This window comes from Brooklawnia cerclae (assembly GCF_011758645.1).
Taxonomy (GTDB): Bacteria; Actinomycetota; Actinomycetes; order Propionibacteriales; family Propionibacteriaceae; genus Brooklawnia; species Brooklawnia cerclae.
This window is the reverse complement of the sequence record NZ_JAAMOZ010000001.1, coordinates 505,034-519,504: the sequence shown is the minus strand read 5'-3', so window position 1 is coordinate 519,504 and position 14,471 is coordinate 505,034. Positions and strand designations below refer to the sequence as shown.

The following is a 14,471-nucleotide window of genomic DNA, read 5'->3' as shown; positions in this document are numbered from 1 at the left end:
TTCGATCAGGCCTGCTTGGCCTCGGCCTCTTCGGCGCTCTCCTCGGCCTCCTGGGGAGCGACCTCTTCCTCGGAGGTCTCCTCCTCGACGACCGGCTCGGCGGCCTCGGCCGCCTTCGAGGTCTTCTTGGCCTTCTTCGGGGTCACGGCCTCGGTCACGAGCTCGATGATCGCCATCGGAGCGTTGTCACCCTTGCGGGGCCCGATCTTGGTGATCCGGGTGTATCCACCGTCCCGGCCCTCCATGGTGGGGGCGATCTCGGTGAACAGCACGTGGATGACGCCCTTGTCGGCGATGGTCTGGTTGACCAGACGCCGGGCGTGCAGATCTCCCCGCTTGGCCTTGCTGATCAGCTTCTCGGCGAGCGGCTGGACGCGGCGCGCGCGGGTCTCCGTGGTGGTGATACGGCCGTGCTCGAACAGCTGGCTGGCCAGGTTGGCCAGGATGATCCGCTCGTGGGCGGGCGTCCCGCCGAGGCGGGGGCCCTTCGTTGGCTTGGGCATGTCGGTGGTTCTCCAGTGTCTAGTGAGGGATCAGTACTGTTCGGTCTCGATGAACTCGTCGTCGTCATCGCCTTCGGTGGCTGCGTACTGGTCTGCGGCCGCCAGCGGGTCGAAGCCCGGCGAGCTGTCCTTGAGCGACAGGCCCAGTTCGGCCAGCTTCTGCTTCACCTCGTCGATCGACTTGGAGCCGAAGTTGCGGATGTCCAGCAGATCCTGCTCGCTGCGGCTCACGAGCTCACCCACCGTGTGGATGCCCTCGCGCTTGAGGCAGTTGTAGGAACGCACGGTGAGGTTCAGATCCTCGACGGGCAGGGCGAGATCGGCAGCGAGCTGCTCGTCGATCGGGCTGGGCCCGATCTCGATGCCCTCCGCGTCCAGGTTGAGCTCACGGGCCAGGCCGAAGAGTTCCACCAGGGTCTTCCCGGCGCTCGCCACGGCATCGCGGGGGGTGATCGCGGGCTTGGTCTCGACGTCGATGATGAGACGGTCGAAGTCGGTGCGCGTCTCCACGCGAGTCGCCTCCACCTTGTAGGTGACCTTGACGACCGGCGAGTAGATCGAGTCGACCGGGATGCGGCCGATCTCGGAATCGGGGCCCTTGTTCTGCTGGGCGGACACGTAACCGCGTCCCCGCTCGACGATCAGCTCCATCTCGATGGCGCCCTTGTCGTTGAGCTCCGCGATGTGCAGTTCGGGGTTGAGCACCTCGACGCCGGCGGGCGCAGCGATGTCGGCAGCCGTCACGGCGCCGGCACCCGACTTACGCAGGTACATCGCCACGGGCTCGTCCTCCTCGCTGGTGAGCACCAGCGACTTCAGGTTGAGGATGATCTCGGTGACGTCCTCGACGACGCCCGGCAGCGTGCTGAACTCGTGCTGGTTGCCCTCGATCTTGATGCTGGTCACAGCCGCGCCCGGAATGGACGACAGCAGGGTGCGACGCAGCGAGTTGCCCAGGGTGTAGCCGAAGCCCGGCTCCAGGGGTTCGATGACGAACCGTGAACGAAACTCGCTGACGACCTCTTCGGCAAGGGTCGGACGCTGAGCGATGAGCATGATTGTTCTTCCTTTCCGCGCCGCCCGCTATATGACGACGCGCCCAGGGGGGCGGGGAACCGTTCCCCGCCCCGTGAACGGACGATTACTTCGAGTAGAGCTCGACGATCGCCTGTTCGTTGACGTCGATGGTGATCTGCTCGCGGGTCGGCAGCTGGTGCACGAGGATCCGCATGCGGTTGGGCTTGACGGTCAGCCAGCCCGGCACCTCGCGCTCGCCGAACGTCTCGCGGGCGATCACGAAGGGAGTCAGGTTGAGCGACTTCGGCGCCACGTCGACGATGTCGAGCGGGCTCACCCGGTAGCTCGGGATGGTGACGCGCTTGCCGTTGACCAGCAGATGGCCGTGGCTGACCATCTGGCGGGCCTGGCGCCGCGTCGAAGCGATGCCGGAGCGGTAAACGACGTTGTCGAGACGCGACTCGAGAATCTGCAGCAGCGCGTCGCCGGTCTTACCGGGAACGCGATCGGCCTCTTCGTAGTAGCGACGGAACTGCTTCTCGAGGACGCCGTAGGCATAGCGAGCCTTCTGCTTCTCCTTGAGCTGCAGCAGGTACTCGGAGTCCTTCGTCCGACCGCGGCCGTGCTGGCCCGGCGGGTAGGGACGATGCTCGAATGCCTTGTCGTTGCCGACGAGGTCGGTCCCGAGGCGTCGGGACTTCTTGGTGATGGGTCCGGTGTAGCGGGCCATGGTGTGTCAGTCCTTTCTGGTCTCGGGCGGTACTAGACGCGACGACGCTTCGGCGGGCGGCAGCCGTTGTGCGGCATCGGGGTGACGTCGGAGATCGTCCCCACCTCGAGGCCGATGGCGCCGAGCGAACGGATCGCGGTCTCCCGGCCCGAGCCGGGACCCTTCACGAACACGTCGACCCGCTTCATGCCGTGATCCATCGCGCGCCGACCGGCGGCCTCAGCAGCCATCTGCGCGGCGAACGGGGTCGACTTGCGCGAGCCCTTGAACCCGACGGTCCCCGACGAGGCCCATGAGATGACCGCACCGGTGGGATCGGTGATCGTGATGATCGTGTTGTTGAACGTGCTCTTGATGTGGGCCTGACCGGCGACCACATTCTTCTTTTCCTTGCGCCGCACCTTGGTCTTGGCAGCGGCTGAGCCCTTGCGGCCTGCAGTAGCCATAAGTCTGTTGTTCTCCTTGGCAGTTCGTGGTGTGGGTGGTTAGCCCCGAGGATCAGCGGGCCTTCTTCTTGCCCGCGACGGCCTTCTTCCTGCCCTTGCGGGTGCGGGCGTTCGTCCGGGTGCGCTGACCACGGACGGGCAGGCCACTGCGGTGGCGGCGGCCCTGGTAGGTGCCGATCTCGATCTTGCGGCGGATGTCCGCGGCGACCTCGCGCCGCAAGTCGCCTTCCACCTCGTAGTTCGCGTCGATGTGATCACGCAGGACGACCAACTGCTCGTCCGTCAGATCCTTGACGCGGGTGTCACCACTGATTCCAGTGGCTGCCAGGGTTTGCGCGGCACGGGTCTTCCCGATGCCGTAGATGTAGGTCAGTGCGACCTCGAGGCGCTTCTCGCGCGGGAGGTCAACACCCTGGAGGCGTGCCATGTGGCGGTTACCTTTCTGGTTGTCCCGTCAGCGGCCGGTGGCCTCGACGGGCGAAGGTGTCTGGCGTGAGGCGTTCCCGGATCGCCAGCCGGGATATGTCCCGACTCCGGGTCCCCGGCCTTCGTCCGGGGGTGTGCCACATGACCCCGAGGGGCCAGGCTGCACTCACGTTGTGTGGTGTATTCAGTTGTCCCGATTGGGTGTGCTCAGCCCTGGCGCTGCTTGTGCCGCGGGTTGTCACAGATGACCCGGACAACACCGCGGCGACGAATCACCTTGCAGTTGTCACAGATCCTCTTGACGCTCGGGTGGACCTTCATTCGAGTGTCTCCTTCTCCGGTTCGCCGGGCGAGCAATCAGCTGTCAACGCCTCACCTGTGGCGGTAGACGATCCGCCCGCGAGTGAGGTCGTACGGGGAAAGCTCAACGACGACCCGGTCCTGGGGAAGAATCCGGATGTAGTGCTGGCGCATCTTGCCACTGATGGTGGCAAGCACTTTGTGGCCGTTGTCCAACTCCACGCGGAACATCGCGTTGGGCAGGGCTTCGACTACAGTTCCCTCCAGCTCAAGCGCTCCCTCTTTCTTTGCCAATGCACTCCCGATCTACCCGATGGTTTTGGTGGTGTTGGCCGCGTACAACCCCGAACATGCCTGTGGGCATGCCAAAGCGCACGTGACCGACGTCCAATGCTACCGTGCCCCCGGGCTGGTACCCAAATCAGGGCGGGATCAGGCCGGAGCGGCTGATCGGAGCGGGGCAAGTAGCGCTGACGCAGCGCAACGGTGACGGTGGAACAGCATCGGGCGGCGTGTGTGCTCCGGTTCCCCTCCAATAGGCTGAGCCCATGTCTTACTTCGCCGTCCAGTACGTCTACCGGGCCGACGCCGACGTCGCGGCCGTCCGCCCCGAGCACCGGGCCTACCTTCGCACCCTCGTCGACGCGGGGCAGCTGAAGGCGTCCGGGCCCTATGTCGGCGCCGAACGCGACTCTGCACTCCTCGTCTTCCAGGCCGAGGACGCGGACAGCGTCCAGCAGCTCGTCGACGCCGACCCGATGTCACGCGAGGGCATTCTCGAATCGGCGACGATCACGCAGTGGAACCCGCTGCTGGGGGTCTTCGCCGAGTGAGGTGCGCGGCGCACCGGCCCTGTGCGACGCTGGGACGGTGCGCAACTACCACATCGTCGAACTCGACCAGCCGCGCGACGACGCTCCCGGTGCGATCCTGACCGCGTTCCAGGGCGTCGAAGCTCTGGAACGCGATTTCGATCTCGCTCGCCACGGTAATGACGATCAGACCGATCCCGCCGCCGCGATGCTGTCGCAGTACCGTCCGAGTAGCGACAGCGAATACGTGTGGCTTCTGGCGATCGCCGGCGACGCCCCGGCCGGTTCCACGACGGGACGCTTCGGACTGCTCGTGTTGCGTCCCGACGACGCCCTCGTCCCCACTGACGTCGTGGGGGCCGTCAACTTCGCTCTCCCGCTACGCGACAACCGCGACGCGGTGCAGGACATCATGATGCACGTGCGCCCCCAGTGGCGCCGCCACGGCATCGGGCACGCCCTCCAGACGGCCGTCGAGCAGGTCGCCGCGCTGCGCGGGCGCACCGTGCTCCAGGGCTACAGCGATGCCCGTGCCTCGCAGGCCGCGGACGCATTGCATCCCGCCCGAGGACCTTTCGCGATCGAGCCGGACGAGGGCACGGCGTTCGCACTGGCGATGGGCTACCAGTTGGCCCAGGCCGAGCGCCACAGCGTGCAGGATCTGACCGCGTACGACTTCGCCGCACCCGTTTCACCGGACGGCTACCGCATCGAGACGTGGACAGGCCGCACTCCCGAGCCTCTCCGCACTCACATGGCCGAGATGCTGCGCGTCATGAGCATGGCTGCCCCCGCCGGTGACTTCCACTTCGAGGAGGAGATCTGGGACGCCGCCCGGGTGAGCGCCATGGACGACGAAGTGCTCGATGCCAGGGAAGCGATCGTCTCCCTGGCCATCCACGAGCGGACGGGGGAAGCCGCCGGGTTGAGCCAGCTCTACCGGACGATCGGCAAGCCAGCCGTCGTCGACCAGTGGAACACCGTCGTGGCCGCCGGGCATCGCGGCCACAGTCTGGGGCTGGTACTCAAGCAGGCCAACCTTGTCCGGCTGGCCGACGTGTGGCCGGAGGCGCGACGGGTTCACACGTGGAACGCGACCGAGAACGACTACATGTGGGCGATCAACGAACGACTCGGCTACCGCACCGAGAACATCGACGCCGGTTGGCAGAAGCGACTGTGAGCCGTCTCAGTCGGCCACGGACGACAACCGCACCCCGAGAGCCGCGAGCTCGGCTCGGCCACCGTCGGGTTCGGTGAGCACCCAGGGCCCGTCGGGGAGAATCGCAACCGTGTTCTCCCAGTGCGCCGCCCGCGAGCTGTCGAGGGTGACCACCGTCCACTCGTCGTCCAGGGTGGCGACGTCGGCTGTTCCCAGCGTGAGGATCGGTTCTATCGCCAGGCACATGCCTGCCACCAGGCGCGCTCCCCTGCGCGCCCTGCCGTAGTTCGGCACATCCGGGGCCTGGTGCATGGCCGTGCCGATGCCGTGACCCGTGTACTCGCGGACGATGCCGAACGACCGCTCGGCTGCCCGGGTGTATTCCTCGATGGCGTGGCTCACGTCACCGACACGGCGTCCGACGCGGGCGGCTGCGATACCGGCCCACATGGCGCGACGCGTCACCTCCACCAGATCTGCCGTGGCCGCGTCCGCATCACCGACGGCGAAGGTGCGAGCCGCATCACCGTGCCAACCCGCCAGGATCGCACCGAAGTCGACGGACACGACATCGCCCGCGGCAAGTTCACGGTCGGAAGGGATACCGTGCACCACCTGCTCGTTGACCGAGATGCACACGGTCGCCGGGTAGGGCGGATACCCCCATTGGGCGCCATAGTTCAGGAAGGAGCTGGTCGCGCCGTGCGAAGCGAGCACCTCACGGGCCGCGACGTCGAGATCACCGGTGGTGACACCGGGACGAACCGCCTCGCCCATCGTCCGCAGCGCCTCGGCGACGACGAGCCCCGCCTGCCGCATGCGAGCTATCTGGGCGGCAGTCTTGACCTCGATCCCGCGTCCGCTCACCGGGAGCCGGCACCACCCATGCGCTCGTCCAGCGCCGCGACCAGGCGCGCGCCGACTTCCTCGATCGTCCCGTCGCCGTCCACCTCGACGAGCAGGCCGCGGTCACCGTAGTTGTCGAGCAGCGGCTTCGTGTCACTCGTGTAGACGTCCATGCGGTGCCGGATCGTCTCCTCGTTGTCGTCCGCACGTCCCTCGATCTCGGCGCGGTGCAGCAAGCGTGCGATCAGGTCCTCGGGATCGACCACGAGCGACAACACGGCATCCAGGGCCTGCCCGTCGGCGGCGAGCGTCTCGTCCAGGGCTGCCAGCTGGTGCAGTGTGCGAGGGAACCCATCGAGCAAGAAGCCGGCGGCCGCGTCGGGCTGCGCCAGCCGATCGGCCACGATCTGCTCGGTCAACTCGTCGGGAACGTAGTCACCGCGGCCGAGGATCGCCTCCACCTGCTGACCCAGCGGGGTCTTGTCGCGCACATTGGCGCGGAAGATGTCGCCGGTCGAGATGGCCGGAATGCCGTAGTGGTCGGCGATGCCACGGGCCTGGGTGCCCTTCCCGGCGCCCGGTGCCCCCATGATGAGCAGTCTCACTTGAGGAACCCTTCGTAATAACGCTGGTGGAGCTGGCTCTCGATCTGCTTGACCGTGTCGAGGCCGACACCCACCATGATGAGCAGACTCGTCCCGCCGAACGGGAAGTTCTGATCCGCGTTGAACAACAGGATCGCCACCGACGGGATGAGGGAGATGACGGCGAGATAGAGCGACCCGGGAGCCGTCAGCCGACTCAACACGTACGCCAGATAGTCCTCGGTCGGTTTGCCCGCCCGGATGCCAGGAATGAAGCCACCGTACTTCTTCATGTTGTCGCTGATCTCGACAGGGTCGAAGGTGATGGCCACGTAGAAGTAAGCGAACGCGATGATGAGGACGAAGAAGATGATGTTGTACCACAGCCCTGTGCCGGTGGCCAGGTTGTTGGCGATCCACTCGGACACCGAGCCGGTCGACTGGAAGACCGTGTAGAGCACGGGCAGGTAGAGGATCGAGCTGGCGAAGATGACGGGGATGACGCCCGACTGGTTCACCTTCAGCGGGATGTAGGTCGAAGTGCCACCCAACAGGCGGTTGCCCACCATGCGCTTGGCGTACTGCACCGGGATGCGCCGCTGCGCCTGCTCGACGAACACGACACCGGCCATCACCAGCAGGCCGACCGCGATGACCAGCAGCATGATCAGCAGGCCCTGGTTCGGGTCGGGCTGGCCGTTGCGAATGTTCCACATGGATGCGGGGAAACGCGCGGCGATCTGGGTGAAGATCAGCACCGACATGCCGTTGCCGACGCCACGGTCGGTGATGAGCTCGCCCAGCCACATGATGATCGACGTGCCGGCGGTCATGGTGAGGATCATGACGATGATCTCGAAGATGCCGGTGGAGTAGACGATGTCCTGCGTGCACCCGACGAAGAGCTGGCCGTTGATGGCCAACATCGTGAACGAGGTCGCCTGCAGGATCGCCAGGATGATCGTCAGCCACCGGGTGTACTGCGTGATCTGCTGCTGACCGGAGCCGCCTTCCTTCTTGAGGCTCTCGAGCCGCGGGATGACCACCGTCAGCAACTGCAGGATGATCGAGCTCGTGATGTAGGGCATGATGCCGAGCGCGAAGATCGACAGGTGCAACAGTGCACCACCCGAGAACATGTTGATCATCGAGTACAGGCCGGCTTGCTCGCCGGTCGTCGCCGAGGCCGCGCATTCCCGGATGGCGGCGGTGTCCACGTTGGGCGTCGGGATCGTCGACCCGAGGCGGAAGACGACCAGGATCCCCAGGGTGAACAGAATCTTCTTGCGAAGGTCCGGCGTCCGGAACGCGTTGAGGAAGGCGGAGACCATCCGGTTCCCTCTTTCATGTCGCTCGATCGGGTGGGACGCCCACCGCGCATGCCAAGGCATGCGCTCCTGGCGCAACCCTCGTAGCCTACCAAGGACGTCCCACATTGCCTACTCGTGCTAGTGAGCGGGACATAGAAAGTGGGCAGCCCCGTACGGGACCGCCCACTTTCGAATCGTGCCGAATGGTTCAGCGTTCGGTGACGCTACCTCCGGCCGCCTCGATCTTCTCCTTGGCGGACGTGGAGAACGCGTCCGCGGTCACGTTGACCTTCACCTGGATGTCACCGCTACCGAGCACCTTCACGGGCCGGTTGGCGCGCACCGCACCCTTGGCGATCAACTCGTCGACGCTCACGTCGCCGCCCTCGGGGAACAGCTCGGCGATACGCGCCACGTTGACGACCTGGAAGCTCACACGGAACGGGTTCTGGAAACCACGCAGCTTGGGCGTCCGCATGTGCAGCGGCATCTGCCCGCCCTCGAAGTTCTCGGGAACGTTGTGGCGTGCGCCAGTACCCTTCGTGCCGCGTCCGGCGGTCTTGCCGCCCTTGCCGCCCTCGCCGCGACCGACGCGCTTGCGGTCGGTGTGGGCACCGGGGGCCGGGCGCAGGTGATGTACCTTGAGCGCCATTGTCACTTCACCTCTTCCACGTCGACCAGGTGCCGCACCGCGCGAACCATCCCGCGAATCTCGGGACGATCGGGGTGGACGACCTGCTCACCGATCCTGTGCAACCCGAGCGCACGCAGCGTCTTGCGCGCAGCAGGCTTCTGGCCGACACCAGACTTGTGCTGGGTGATCTTCAACTCAGCCATGCTGGGCCTCCTTGCGGGCGTTGAGGAGCGCGAGCGGAGCAACGTCCTCCACGGCCTTGCCGCGGCGCCTGGCCACCTGCTCCGGCTCCTCCAGCGACTGCAGGGCCGCAACGGTGGCGTGCACCACGTTGATGGCGTTCGGCGAACCGAGCGACTTGGCCAGCACGTCCTGCACACCGGCGCACTCGAGCACCGCGCGTGCCGACCCGCCGGCGATGACGCCGGTACCGGGCGAAGCCGGACGCAGCATGACCACACCGGCAGCCCGCTCACCCTGCACAGGGTGCGGGATCGTCCGCTGCACCAGCGGCACCCGGAAGAAGTGCTTCTTGGCCTCCTCGACGCCCTTGGCGATCGCCGCGGGCACCTCCTTGGCCTTGCCGTAGCCGACACCCACGGTGCCCTCGCCGTCGCCCACCACGACCAGCGCGGTGAAGCTGAAGCGACGTCCACCCTGGACGACCTTGGCGACGCGGTTGATGGCCACTACCCGCTCGAGGTACTGGTCCTTCTTGTCGCGATCGTTCTGATGATCACGGCCGCCCCGACGATCCTCACGGCCACGACGCTCGCCACCCTGGCCGCCACCGCGGCGCTGGGATTCACTCATCGTCTCTTACCTTTCGTCGTGTCTCAGAGTCCGAGGCCGGCCTTGCGGGCAGCGTCTGCCATGGCTGCGATCCGACCGTGGTACTTGTTGCCGGCACGATCGAAGACGACCTGATCGATGCCCGCGGCCTTGGCACGCTGGGCGATCAACTCGCCCACTTTCTCGGCCTTGGCGGTCTTGTCGCCGGCGGCCGCACGCAGCTCGGGCTCCATCGTCGACGCGGACGCGAGAGTGCGTCCCAGCACGTCGTCGATCACCTGCACGAGCGTGTGACGCGACGTCTTGGTGACGACGAGGCGCGGACGTTCCGGGTAGCCGAAGATCTTCTTGCGGCCGCGGACCTGGCGGCGAACCCGCGCCGCGATCCGCGCAGCCTGGTGCTTGCGCACACCCAGGGAGATAGCCATGATCACTTACCAGCCTTTCCAGCCTTGCGGCGCACGTGCTCACCCTGATAGCGCACGCCCTTGCCCTTGTAGGGCTCCGGCTTGCGGATCTTGCGGATGTTCGCGGCGACCTCACCGACGGTCTGCTTGTCGATGCCGCGCACGGTCATCCGGGTCGCGGTCTCGACCTCGAAGGTGATGCCCTCGGGCGCGTTGACGATGACCGGGTGGCTGAAGCCCAGCGCGAACTCGACCTGGGTCGGGGTCTTCTGGATGACGCGGTAGCCGACGCCGACGATCTCCAAAGTCTTGGAATAGCCGTCGGTCACCCCGACGACCATGTTGCTGACCAGGGTGCGCGTCAGGCCGTGCAGCGCGCGCGAGGTGCGCTCGTCGTCCGGACGCTCGACGACCAGCTGGCCCTCGTCGTTCCTGCTGATGGTGATGGGCGCGGCGATCGTCCGGCTGAGAGTGCCCTTGGGTCCCTTCACCTCGACATCGCGGCCGTCCAGGGTCACCTCGACACCGGACGGGACGGTGATCGGGAGCCTGCCAATTCGTGACATTTCGTTCCTCCTTCTCAGTCCTGCCGGATCACCAGACGTAGGCGAGGACTTCCCCGCCTACCGACTTCTGGTGTGCCTGCTTGTCGGTCATCAGACCCTGGGAGGTCGAGATGATGGCGATCCCCATGCCACCGAGCACCTTGGGCAGGTTGTTCGACTTGGCGTAGACCCGCAGTCCGGGCTTGCTGATGCGACGGATGCCCGCGATCGAGCGCTGACGCTCCTCGCTGTACTTCAGGGTGACGGTCAGGGTCTTGCCCACCTCACCGGCCGAGGGGTCCTTCACCTCGTAGCCCGCGATGTAGCCCTCCTGGCGGAGGATCTCGGCGATGCCCGCCTTGATCTTGGAGTGCGGCATGCTCGTCTGGTCGTGGTACGCCTGGTTGGCGTTACGCAGACGCGTCAGCATGTCCGCGATCGGGTCAGTCATGGTCATGGCTTGTGGAGCCTCTTTCTCGCAACGGTTTCCCCGAGGGGACCTGCCACGGTTTCGTATGGAGCGGTGAGACGACTCACCAGGACGACTTGGTCACGCCCGGCAGATCGCCGGCGTGGGCGAGGGTGCGAAGGCAGATACGGCACAGGCCGAAGGCGCGGTAGACCGACTTGGGCCGACCACAACGCTGGCAACGCGTGTAGGCGCGCACGGCGTACTTGGGCTTGCGGGACTGCTTCACCTTCAAAGCGGTTTTCGCCATCAGTTGCTCAATTCTTCTTCTTGGCGGCAGCCTTGGCCGCCGACTTCGTCTGGTAGGTGACGCGACCGCGCTTGGCAGCCCTGGTGTCGTCCACCGCCTTGAACGGGAAGCCCAGGTGCTTGAGCAACGCCCGGCCCTGCGTGTCGGTGGCGGCCGACGTGACGAACGTGATGTCCATGCCACGAACCCGATCGATCCGGTCCGGATCGATCTCGTGGAACATGACCTGTTCCGACAACCCGAAGGTGTAGTTGCCGTTGCCGTCGAACTGGTTGGAGTTCAGCCCACGGAAGTCGCGGATGCGGGGCAGGGCGAGCGTCAGCAGACGATCGGCGAACTCCCACATGCGGTCGCCACGAAGAGTGACGTGGCAGCCGATGGCCTGGCCCTCGCGCAGCTTGAACTGGGCGATCGACTTGCGCGCCTTGGTCACCTGCGGCTTCTGCCCGGTGATCGCGGCGAGGTCGCGAACCGCACCGTCGAGGATCTTGGAGTCGTGGGCCGCCTCACCGACACCCATGTTGACCACGATCTTGGTCAGCCCGGGGATCTGCATGACGTTGGCGTACGAGAACTCCTCCTGCAGGGCAGGGACGATCTCCTCGCGGTACTTCTGCTTCAGCCTCGGCGTCTCGGACGCCGACGCGAGCGACACCTCGGCCGGCTTGTCGATTGCGGCTGTCTTCCTGGCCATCAGATCTCCTTCCCGGTCTTGCGAGCGATCCGGACCCCGCGGGTGGCGGAGTACTCGGAGCCGTCGGAGCGAGTCTTGGTGATCTCGGCGCGATTGCGGCCGACGCGCGTGAGCACCTCGTTGCCGTCGTCGTCCTTGGTCACCAGCTGCACGTTGGACGCGTTGATCGGCGCCTCGGAGCTGACCACACCACCCTTGGTGGTGCGGCCCGTGCTCGGGTCGGCCGTGTCGCGTACGTGCCGCTTCACGATGTTCACGCCCTGAACCAGCACGCGGTTCGCGTCCGGGTAGACGGCCATGATCTCGCCGACCGCCCCGCGGTCCTTACCTGCGATGACCTTCACGCGGTCACCCTTCTTGAGCCTCATTCAGATCACCTCCGGGGCCAGCGACACGATGCGCATGAACCGCTTGTCGCGCAACTCGCGGGCGACCGGCCCGAAGATGCGCGTGCCACGCGGCTCACCGTCGTTCTTGAGGATGACGGCCGCGTTCTCGTCGAAGCGGATGTACGAGCCGTCGGGACGACGATGCGACTTGACTGTGCGGACGACGACCGCCTTGACGACCTCGCCCTTCTTCACGTTGCCACCGGGGATGGCGTCCTTCACGGTGGCAACGATCGTGTCACCGAGGCCGGCGTAGCGACGCATCGAGCCACCGAGCACGCGGATGCACAAGAGTTCCTTGGCACCCGTGTTGTCGGCGACCTTCAGTCGCGTCTCCTGCTGGATCATTTCTTCTCCTCTGCCCTGGATTTGGCCAGGACGGGTCTAGCGGGCCTTCTCGACGATCTCGAGCAGACGCCAGCGCTTGGTCGCCGACGTCGGACGAGTCTCCATGATCCGGACGCGGTCGCCCACGCCCGCCTGGTTCTGCTCGTCGTGCGCCTTGAGCTTCGTGGTCTTGCTCAGGACCTTGCCGTAGAGACGGTGCTTCACGCGGTCCTCCACGGCGACCACGATGGTCTTGTCCATCTTGTCGGAGATCACCATGCCCTCACGGATCTTGCGTCCGGCACGCTTGGTGATCTCGGCGGTAGTCTCGCTCATTCGTCAGCCTTCTGGTCAGGGTCTTCGATGATGCCGAGGTTGCGCTCCTGCAGCACCGTGTAGATGCGGGCGATGTCCTTGCGAACCTCGCGCAGCCGCGCGGTTGACTGGAGCTGACCGGTGGCGGACTGGAACCGGAGGTTGAACAGCTCCTCCTTCAACGCCAGGACCTGCTCGTTCAATTCCCGGCCAGAGAGCCCCCGCAGTTCGGCTGCGGACAATGCCTTGGTGTCGGCCATGATCAGTTCTCACCTGCTTCGCGCTTGATGAAGCGAGCCTTGAAGGGCAGCTTGTGGATGGCGAGCCGCAGCGCCTCACGGGCCACGTCCTCGCTGACACCGGACAACTCGAACAGAACGCGCCCCGGCTTGACGTTGGCCACCCAGAACTCGGGCGAGCCCTTGCCGGAGCCCATGCGGGACTCAGCGGGGTGCTTGGTCAGCGGCCGGTCGGGGTAGACCGTGATCCACACCTTGCCGCCGCGCTTGATGTGACGGGTCATCGCGATACGCGCTGCCTCGATCTGGCGGTTGGTCAGGTAGGACGATTCCAGCGACTGGATACCGTACTCACCGAACGCGAGTTCGGTGCCGCCCTTGGCCATGCCGTCACGATGCGGACGGTGCTGCTTGCGGTACTTGACGCGACGAGGGATCAGCATGACTCACGCTCCTGCGCTCTGGGTCTCGGGAGCGCTCGCGGCGCTCCGCTCGGCATCGTTGGCGACGGCCTCGGCGCGGGCATCGTCCGAACGACGACGACCGCCGCGCTCCGCCCGATCGCCACGTCCGGGACGCCGGTTCGGCCGGTTGCCACGCGACGGTGCGGTCTGACGGGCCGCCTTCTGGGCCGCGCGCTCGGCGCGGCTGCCGGAGACGTCACCCTTGTAGATCCACACCTTGACGCCGATGCGACCGAAGGTGGTCCTGGCCTCGTAGAAGCCGTAGTCGATATCCGCCCGCAGGGTGTGCAGCGGCACGCGGCCGTCGCGGTACCCCTCGGAGCGGCTCATCTCGGCACCGCCGAGACGCCCGGAGCACTTCACGCGGATGCCCTTGGCGCCGGCGCGCATGGCCGACTGCTGGGCCTTGCGCATGGCGCGGCGGAAGGCGACGCGGGCGCCGAGCTGCTCGGCGATGCCCTGAGCCACCAGCTGCGCGTCGGTCTCGGGGTTGCGCACCTCGAGGATGTTCAGCTGGATCTGCTTGCCGGTGAGCTTCTCGAGCTCGGAACGAACACGCTCCGCCTCGGCGCCGTTACGGCCGATGACGATGCCCGGACGCGCGGCGTGCAGGAAGATCGTGACGCGCTCGCTGCGACGCTCGATCTCGATCGAGCTGATTCCCGCGCGCTCCAGCGTCTTGCGCAGGAAGCTGCGGATCTTGTCGTCCTCACCCACGAACTCGGCGTACTGCTTGTCGGCGTACCAGCGCGACTTGTGGTCGGCGGTGATGCCGAGGCGGAAGCCGATCGGGTTGATCTTCTGTCCCAT

The 14,471-nt window shown here is 66.2% G+C and carries 26 protein-coding genes; 2 read left to right on the top strand and 24 right to left on the bottom strand.

All coding sequences use genetic code 11. From position 1 onward, the window contains the following. Nucleotides 1–5: 5 nt before the first annotated feature. The 7 genes from rplQ to infA form a co-directional block, all read right to left on the bottom strand. Nucleotides 6–503, bottom strand: a complete 498-nt coding sequence (gene rplQ, locus FB473_RS02555; RefSeq protein WP_167164549.1) for a 50S ribosomal protein L17 — start codon at nucleotides 501–503, stop codon at nucleotides 6–8. Nucleotides 504–533: 30 nt separating this feature from the next. Then, nucleotides 534–1,559, bottom strand: a complete 1,026-nt coding sequence (locus FB473_RS02550; RefSeq protein WP_167164547.1) for a DNA-directed RNA polymerase subunit alpha — start codon at nucleotides 1,557–1,559, stop codon at nucleotides 534–536. An 85-nt stretch (nucleotides 1,560–1,644) separates the two neighbouring features. Beyond that, the gene (gene rpsD, locus FB473_RS02545) at nucleotides 1,645–2,250 is read right to left on the bottom strand and encodes a 30S ribosomal protein S4 (RefSeq protein ID WP_167164545.1); all 606 of its coding nucleotides are present in this window, start codon (nucleotides 2,248–2,250) and stop codon (nucleotides 1,645–1,647) included. Between the two features lie 32 nt (nucleotides 2,251–2,282). Continuing rightward, nucleotides 2,283–2,696, bottom strand: a complete 414-nt coding sequence (gene rpsK / locus FB473_RS02540; protein ID WP_167164543.1) for a 30S ribosomal protein S11 — start codon at nucleotides 2,694–2,696, stop codon at nucleotides 2,283–2,285. A gap of 52 nt (nucleotides 2,697–2,748) precedes the next feature. Next, on the bottom strand, nucleotides 2,749–3,123 hold the full coding sequence (gene rpsM / locus FB473_RS02535) for a 30S ribosomal protein S13 (protein WP_167164541.1): 375 nt from the start codon (nucleotides 3,121–3,123) through the stop codon (nucleotides 2,749–2,751). A 206-nt stretch (nucleotides 3,124–3,329) separates the two neighbouring features. Continuing rightward, on the bottom strand, nucleotides 3,330–3,443 hold the full coding sequence (rpmJ, locus tag FB473_RS02530) for a 50S ribosomal protein L36 (protein ID WP_167164539.1): 114 nt from the start codon (nucleotides 3,441–3,443) through the stop codon (nucleotides 3,330–3,332). Nucleotides 3,444–3,494: 51 nt separating this feature from the next. After that, the gene (gene infA / locus FB473_RS02525) at nucleotides 3,495–3,716 is read right to left on the bottom strand and encodes a translation initiation factor IF-1 (protein WP_167164537.1); all 222 of its coding nucleotides are present in this window, start codon (nucleotides 3,714–3,716) and stop codon (nucleotides 3,495–3,497) included. 254 nt (nucleotides 3,717–3,970) lie between these two features. Here infA and FB473_RS02520 point away from each other — a divergent pair, with 254 nt between their 5' ends. Further along, nucleotides 3,971–4,255 carry a YciI family protein gene (locus tag FB473_RS02520; RefSeq protein WP_167164535.1) on the top strand — a complete coding sequence of 95 codons (285 nt, stop codon included), beginning with the start codon at nucleotides 3,971–3,973 and terminating at the stop codon, nucleotides 4,253–4,255. 37 nt (nucleotides 4,256–4,292) lie between these two features. After that, the gene (locus FB473_RS02515) at nucleotides 4,293–5,417 is read left to right on the top strand and encodes a GNAT family N-acetyltransferase (RefSeq protein WP_167164533.1); all 1,125 of its coding nucleotides are present in this window, start codon (nucleotides 4,293–4,295) and stop codon (nucleotides 5,415–5,417) included. 6 nt (nucleotides 5,418–5,423) lie between these two features. On the opposite strand, the gene map is transcribed toward FB473_RS02515, so the two are convergent. The 17 genes from map to rpsC form a co-directional block, all read right to left on the bottom strand. After that, nucleotides 5,424–6,263, bottom strand: coding sequence for a type I methionyl aminopeptidase (gene map, locus FB473_RS02510; protein WP_167164531.1), 840 nt, complete (start codon nucleotides 6,261–6,263; stop codon nucleotides 5,424–5,426). Next, nucleotides 6,260–6,847: an adenylate kinase gene (locus FB473_RS02505; protein ID WP_167164529.1), complete on the bottom strand. Its 588-nt coding sequence runs from the start codon at nucleotides 6,845–6,847 to the stop codon at nucleotides 6,260–6,262. Before FB473_RS02505 ends, map begins: the two co-directional genes overlap by 4 nt. Beyond that, nucleotides 6,844–8,157: a preprotein translocase subunit SecY gene (secY, locus tag FB473_RS02500; protein ID WP_167164527.1), complete on the bottom strand. Its 1,314-nt coding sequence runs from the start codon at nucleotides 8,155–8,157 to the stop codon at nucleotides 6,844–6,846. Before secY ends, FB473_RS02505 begins: the two co-directional genes overlap by 4 nt. 187 nt (nucleotides 8,158–8,344) lie before the next feature. After that, complete coding sequence (rplO, locus tag FB473_RS02495; protein WP_167164525.1) at nucleotides 8,345–8,788, bottom strand: 50S ribosomal protein L15; 444 nt, start codon at nucleotides 8,786–8,788, stop codon at nucleotides 8,345–8,347. 2 nt (nucleotides 8,789–8,790) lie between these two features. After that, complete coding sequence (gene rpmD / locus FB473_RS02490; RefSeq protein ID WP_167164523.1) at nucleotides 8,791–8,973, bottom strand: 50S ribosomal protein L30; 183 nt, start codon at nucleotides 8,971–8,973, stop codon at nucleotides 8,791–8,793. After that, a complete protein-coding gene (gene rpsE / locus FB473_RS02485) occupies nucleotides 8,966–9,583 on the bottom strand; it encodes a 30S ribosomal protein S5 (RefSeq protein ID WP_167164521.1) in 618 nt (205 codons plus the stop codon). The genes rpmD and rpsE overlap by 8 nt, the downstream gene beginning before the upstream one ends. A gap of 23 nt (nucleotides 9,584–9,606) precedes the next feature. Then, complete coding sequence (rplR, locus tag FB473_RS02480; RefSeq protein ID WP_167164519.1) at nucleotides 9,607–9,990, bottom strand: 50S ribosomal protein L18; 384 nt, start codon at nucleotides 9,988–9,990, stop codon at nucleotides 9,607–9,609. Between the two features lie 2 nt (nucleotides 9,991–9,992). Next, on the bottom strand, nucleotides 9,993–10,535 hold the full coding sequence (gene rplF / locus FB473_RS02475) for a 50S ribosomal protein L6 (protein ID WP_167164517.1): 543 nt from the start codon (nucleotides 10,533–10,535) through the stop codon (nucleotides 9,993–9,995). A gap of 28 nt (nucleotides 10,536–10,563) precedes the next feature. Further along, on the bottom strand, nucleotides 10,564–10,971 hold the full coding sequence (gene rpsH / locus FB473_RS02470) for a 30S ribosomal protein S8 (RefSeq protein ID WP_167164515.1): 408 nt from the start codon (nucleotides 10,969–10,971) through the stop codon (nucleotides 10,564–10,566). A gap of 76 nt (nucleotides 10,972–11,047) precedes the next feature. After that, nucleotides 11,048–11,233, bottom strand: a complete 186-nt coding sequence (locus tag FB473_RS02465) for a type Z 30S ribosomal protein S14 (RefSeq protein ID WP_167164513.1) — start codon at nucleotides 11,231–11,233, stop codon at nucleotides 11,048–11,050. 7 nt (nucleotides 11,234–11,240) lie between these two features. Beyond that, complete coding sequence (gene rplE / locus FB473_RS02460) at nucleotides 11,241–11,927, bottom strand: 50S ribosomal protein L5 (protein ID WP_167164511.1); 687 nt, start codon at nucleotides 11,925–11,927, stop codon at nucleotides 11,241–11,243. Then, nucleotides 11,927–12,295, bottom strand: a complete 369-nt coding sequence (rplX, locus tag FB473_RS02455; RefSeq protein ID WP_167164509.1) for a 50S ribosomal protein L24 — start codon at nucleotides 12,293–12,295, stop codon at nucleotides 11,927–11,929. Before rplX ends, rplE begins: the two co-directional genes overlap by 1 nt. Continuing rightward, nucleotides 12,296–12,664 (bottom strand): 50S ribosomal protein L14, encoded by a 369-nt coding sequence (rplN, locus tag FB473_RS02450; protein WP_167164507.1) that lies wholly within the window; start codon nucleotides 12,662–12,664, stop codon nucleotides 12,296–12,298. Between the two features lie 36 nt (nucleotides 12,665–12,700). After that, nucleotides 12,701–12,979, bottom strand: a complete 279-nt coding sequence (gene rpsQ / locus FB473_RS02445) for a 30S ribosomal protein S17 (protein WP_167164505.1) — start codon at nucleotides 12,977–12,979, stop codon at nucleotides 12,701–12,703. After that, nucleotides 12,976–13,218 (bottom strand): 50S ribosomal protein L29, encoded by a 243-nt coding sequence (gene rpmC, locus FB473_RS02440; protein ID WP_167164503.1) that lies wholly within the window; start codon nucleotides 13,216–13,218, stop codon nucleotides 12,976–12,978. Before rpmC ends, rpsQ begins: the two co-directional genes overlap by 4 nt. Nucleotides 13,219–13,220: 2 nt before the next feature. Continuing rightward, on the bottom strand, nucleotides 13,221–13,640 hold the full coding sequence (gene rplP, locus FB473_RS02435) for a 50S ribosomal protein L16 (protein WP_167164500.1): 420 nt from the start codon (nucleotides 13,638–13,640) through the stop codon (nucleotides 13,221–13,223). 3 nt (nucleotides 13,641–13,643) lie between these two features. After that, entirely contained in the window at nucleotides 13,644–14,471 is an 828-nt protein-coding gene (gene rpsC / locus FB473_RS02430; protein WP_167164498.1) for a 30S ribosomal protein S3, read from the bottom strand.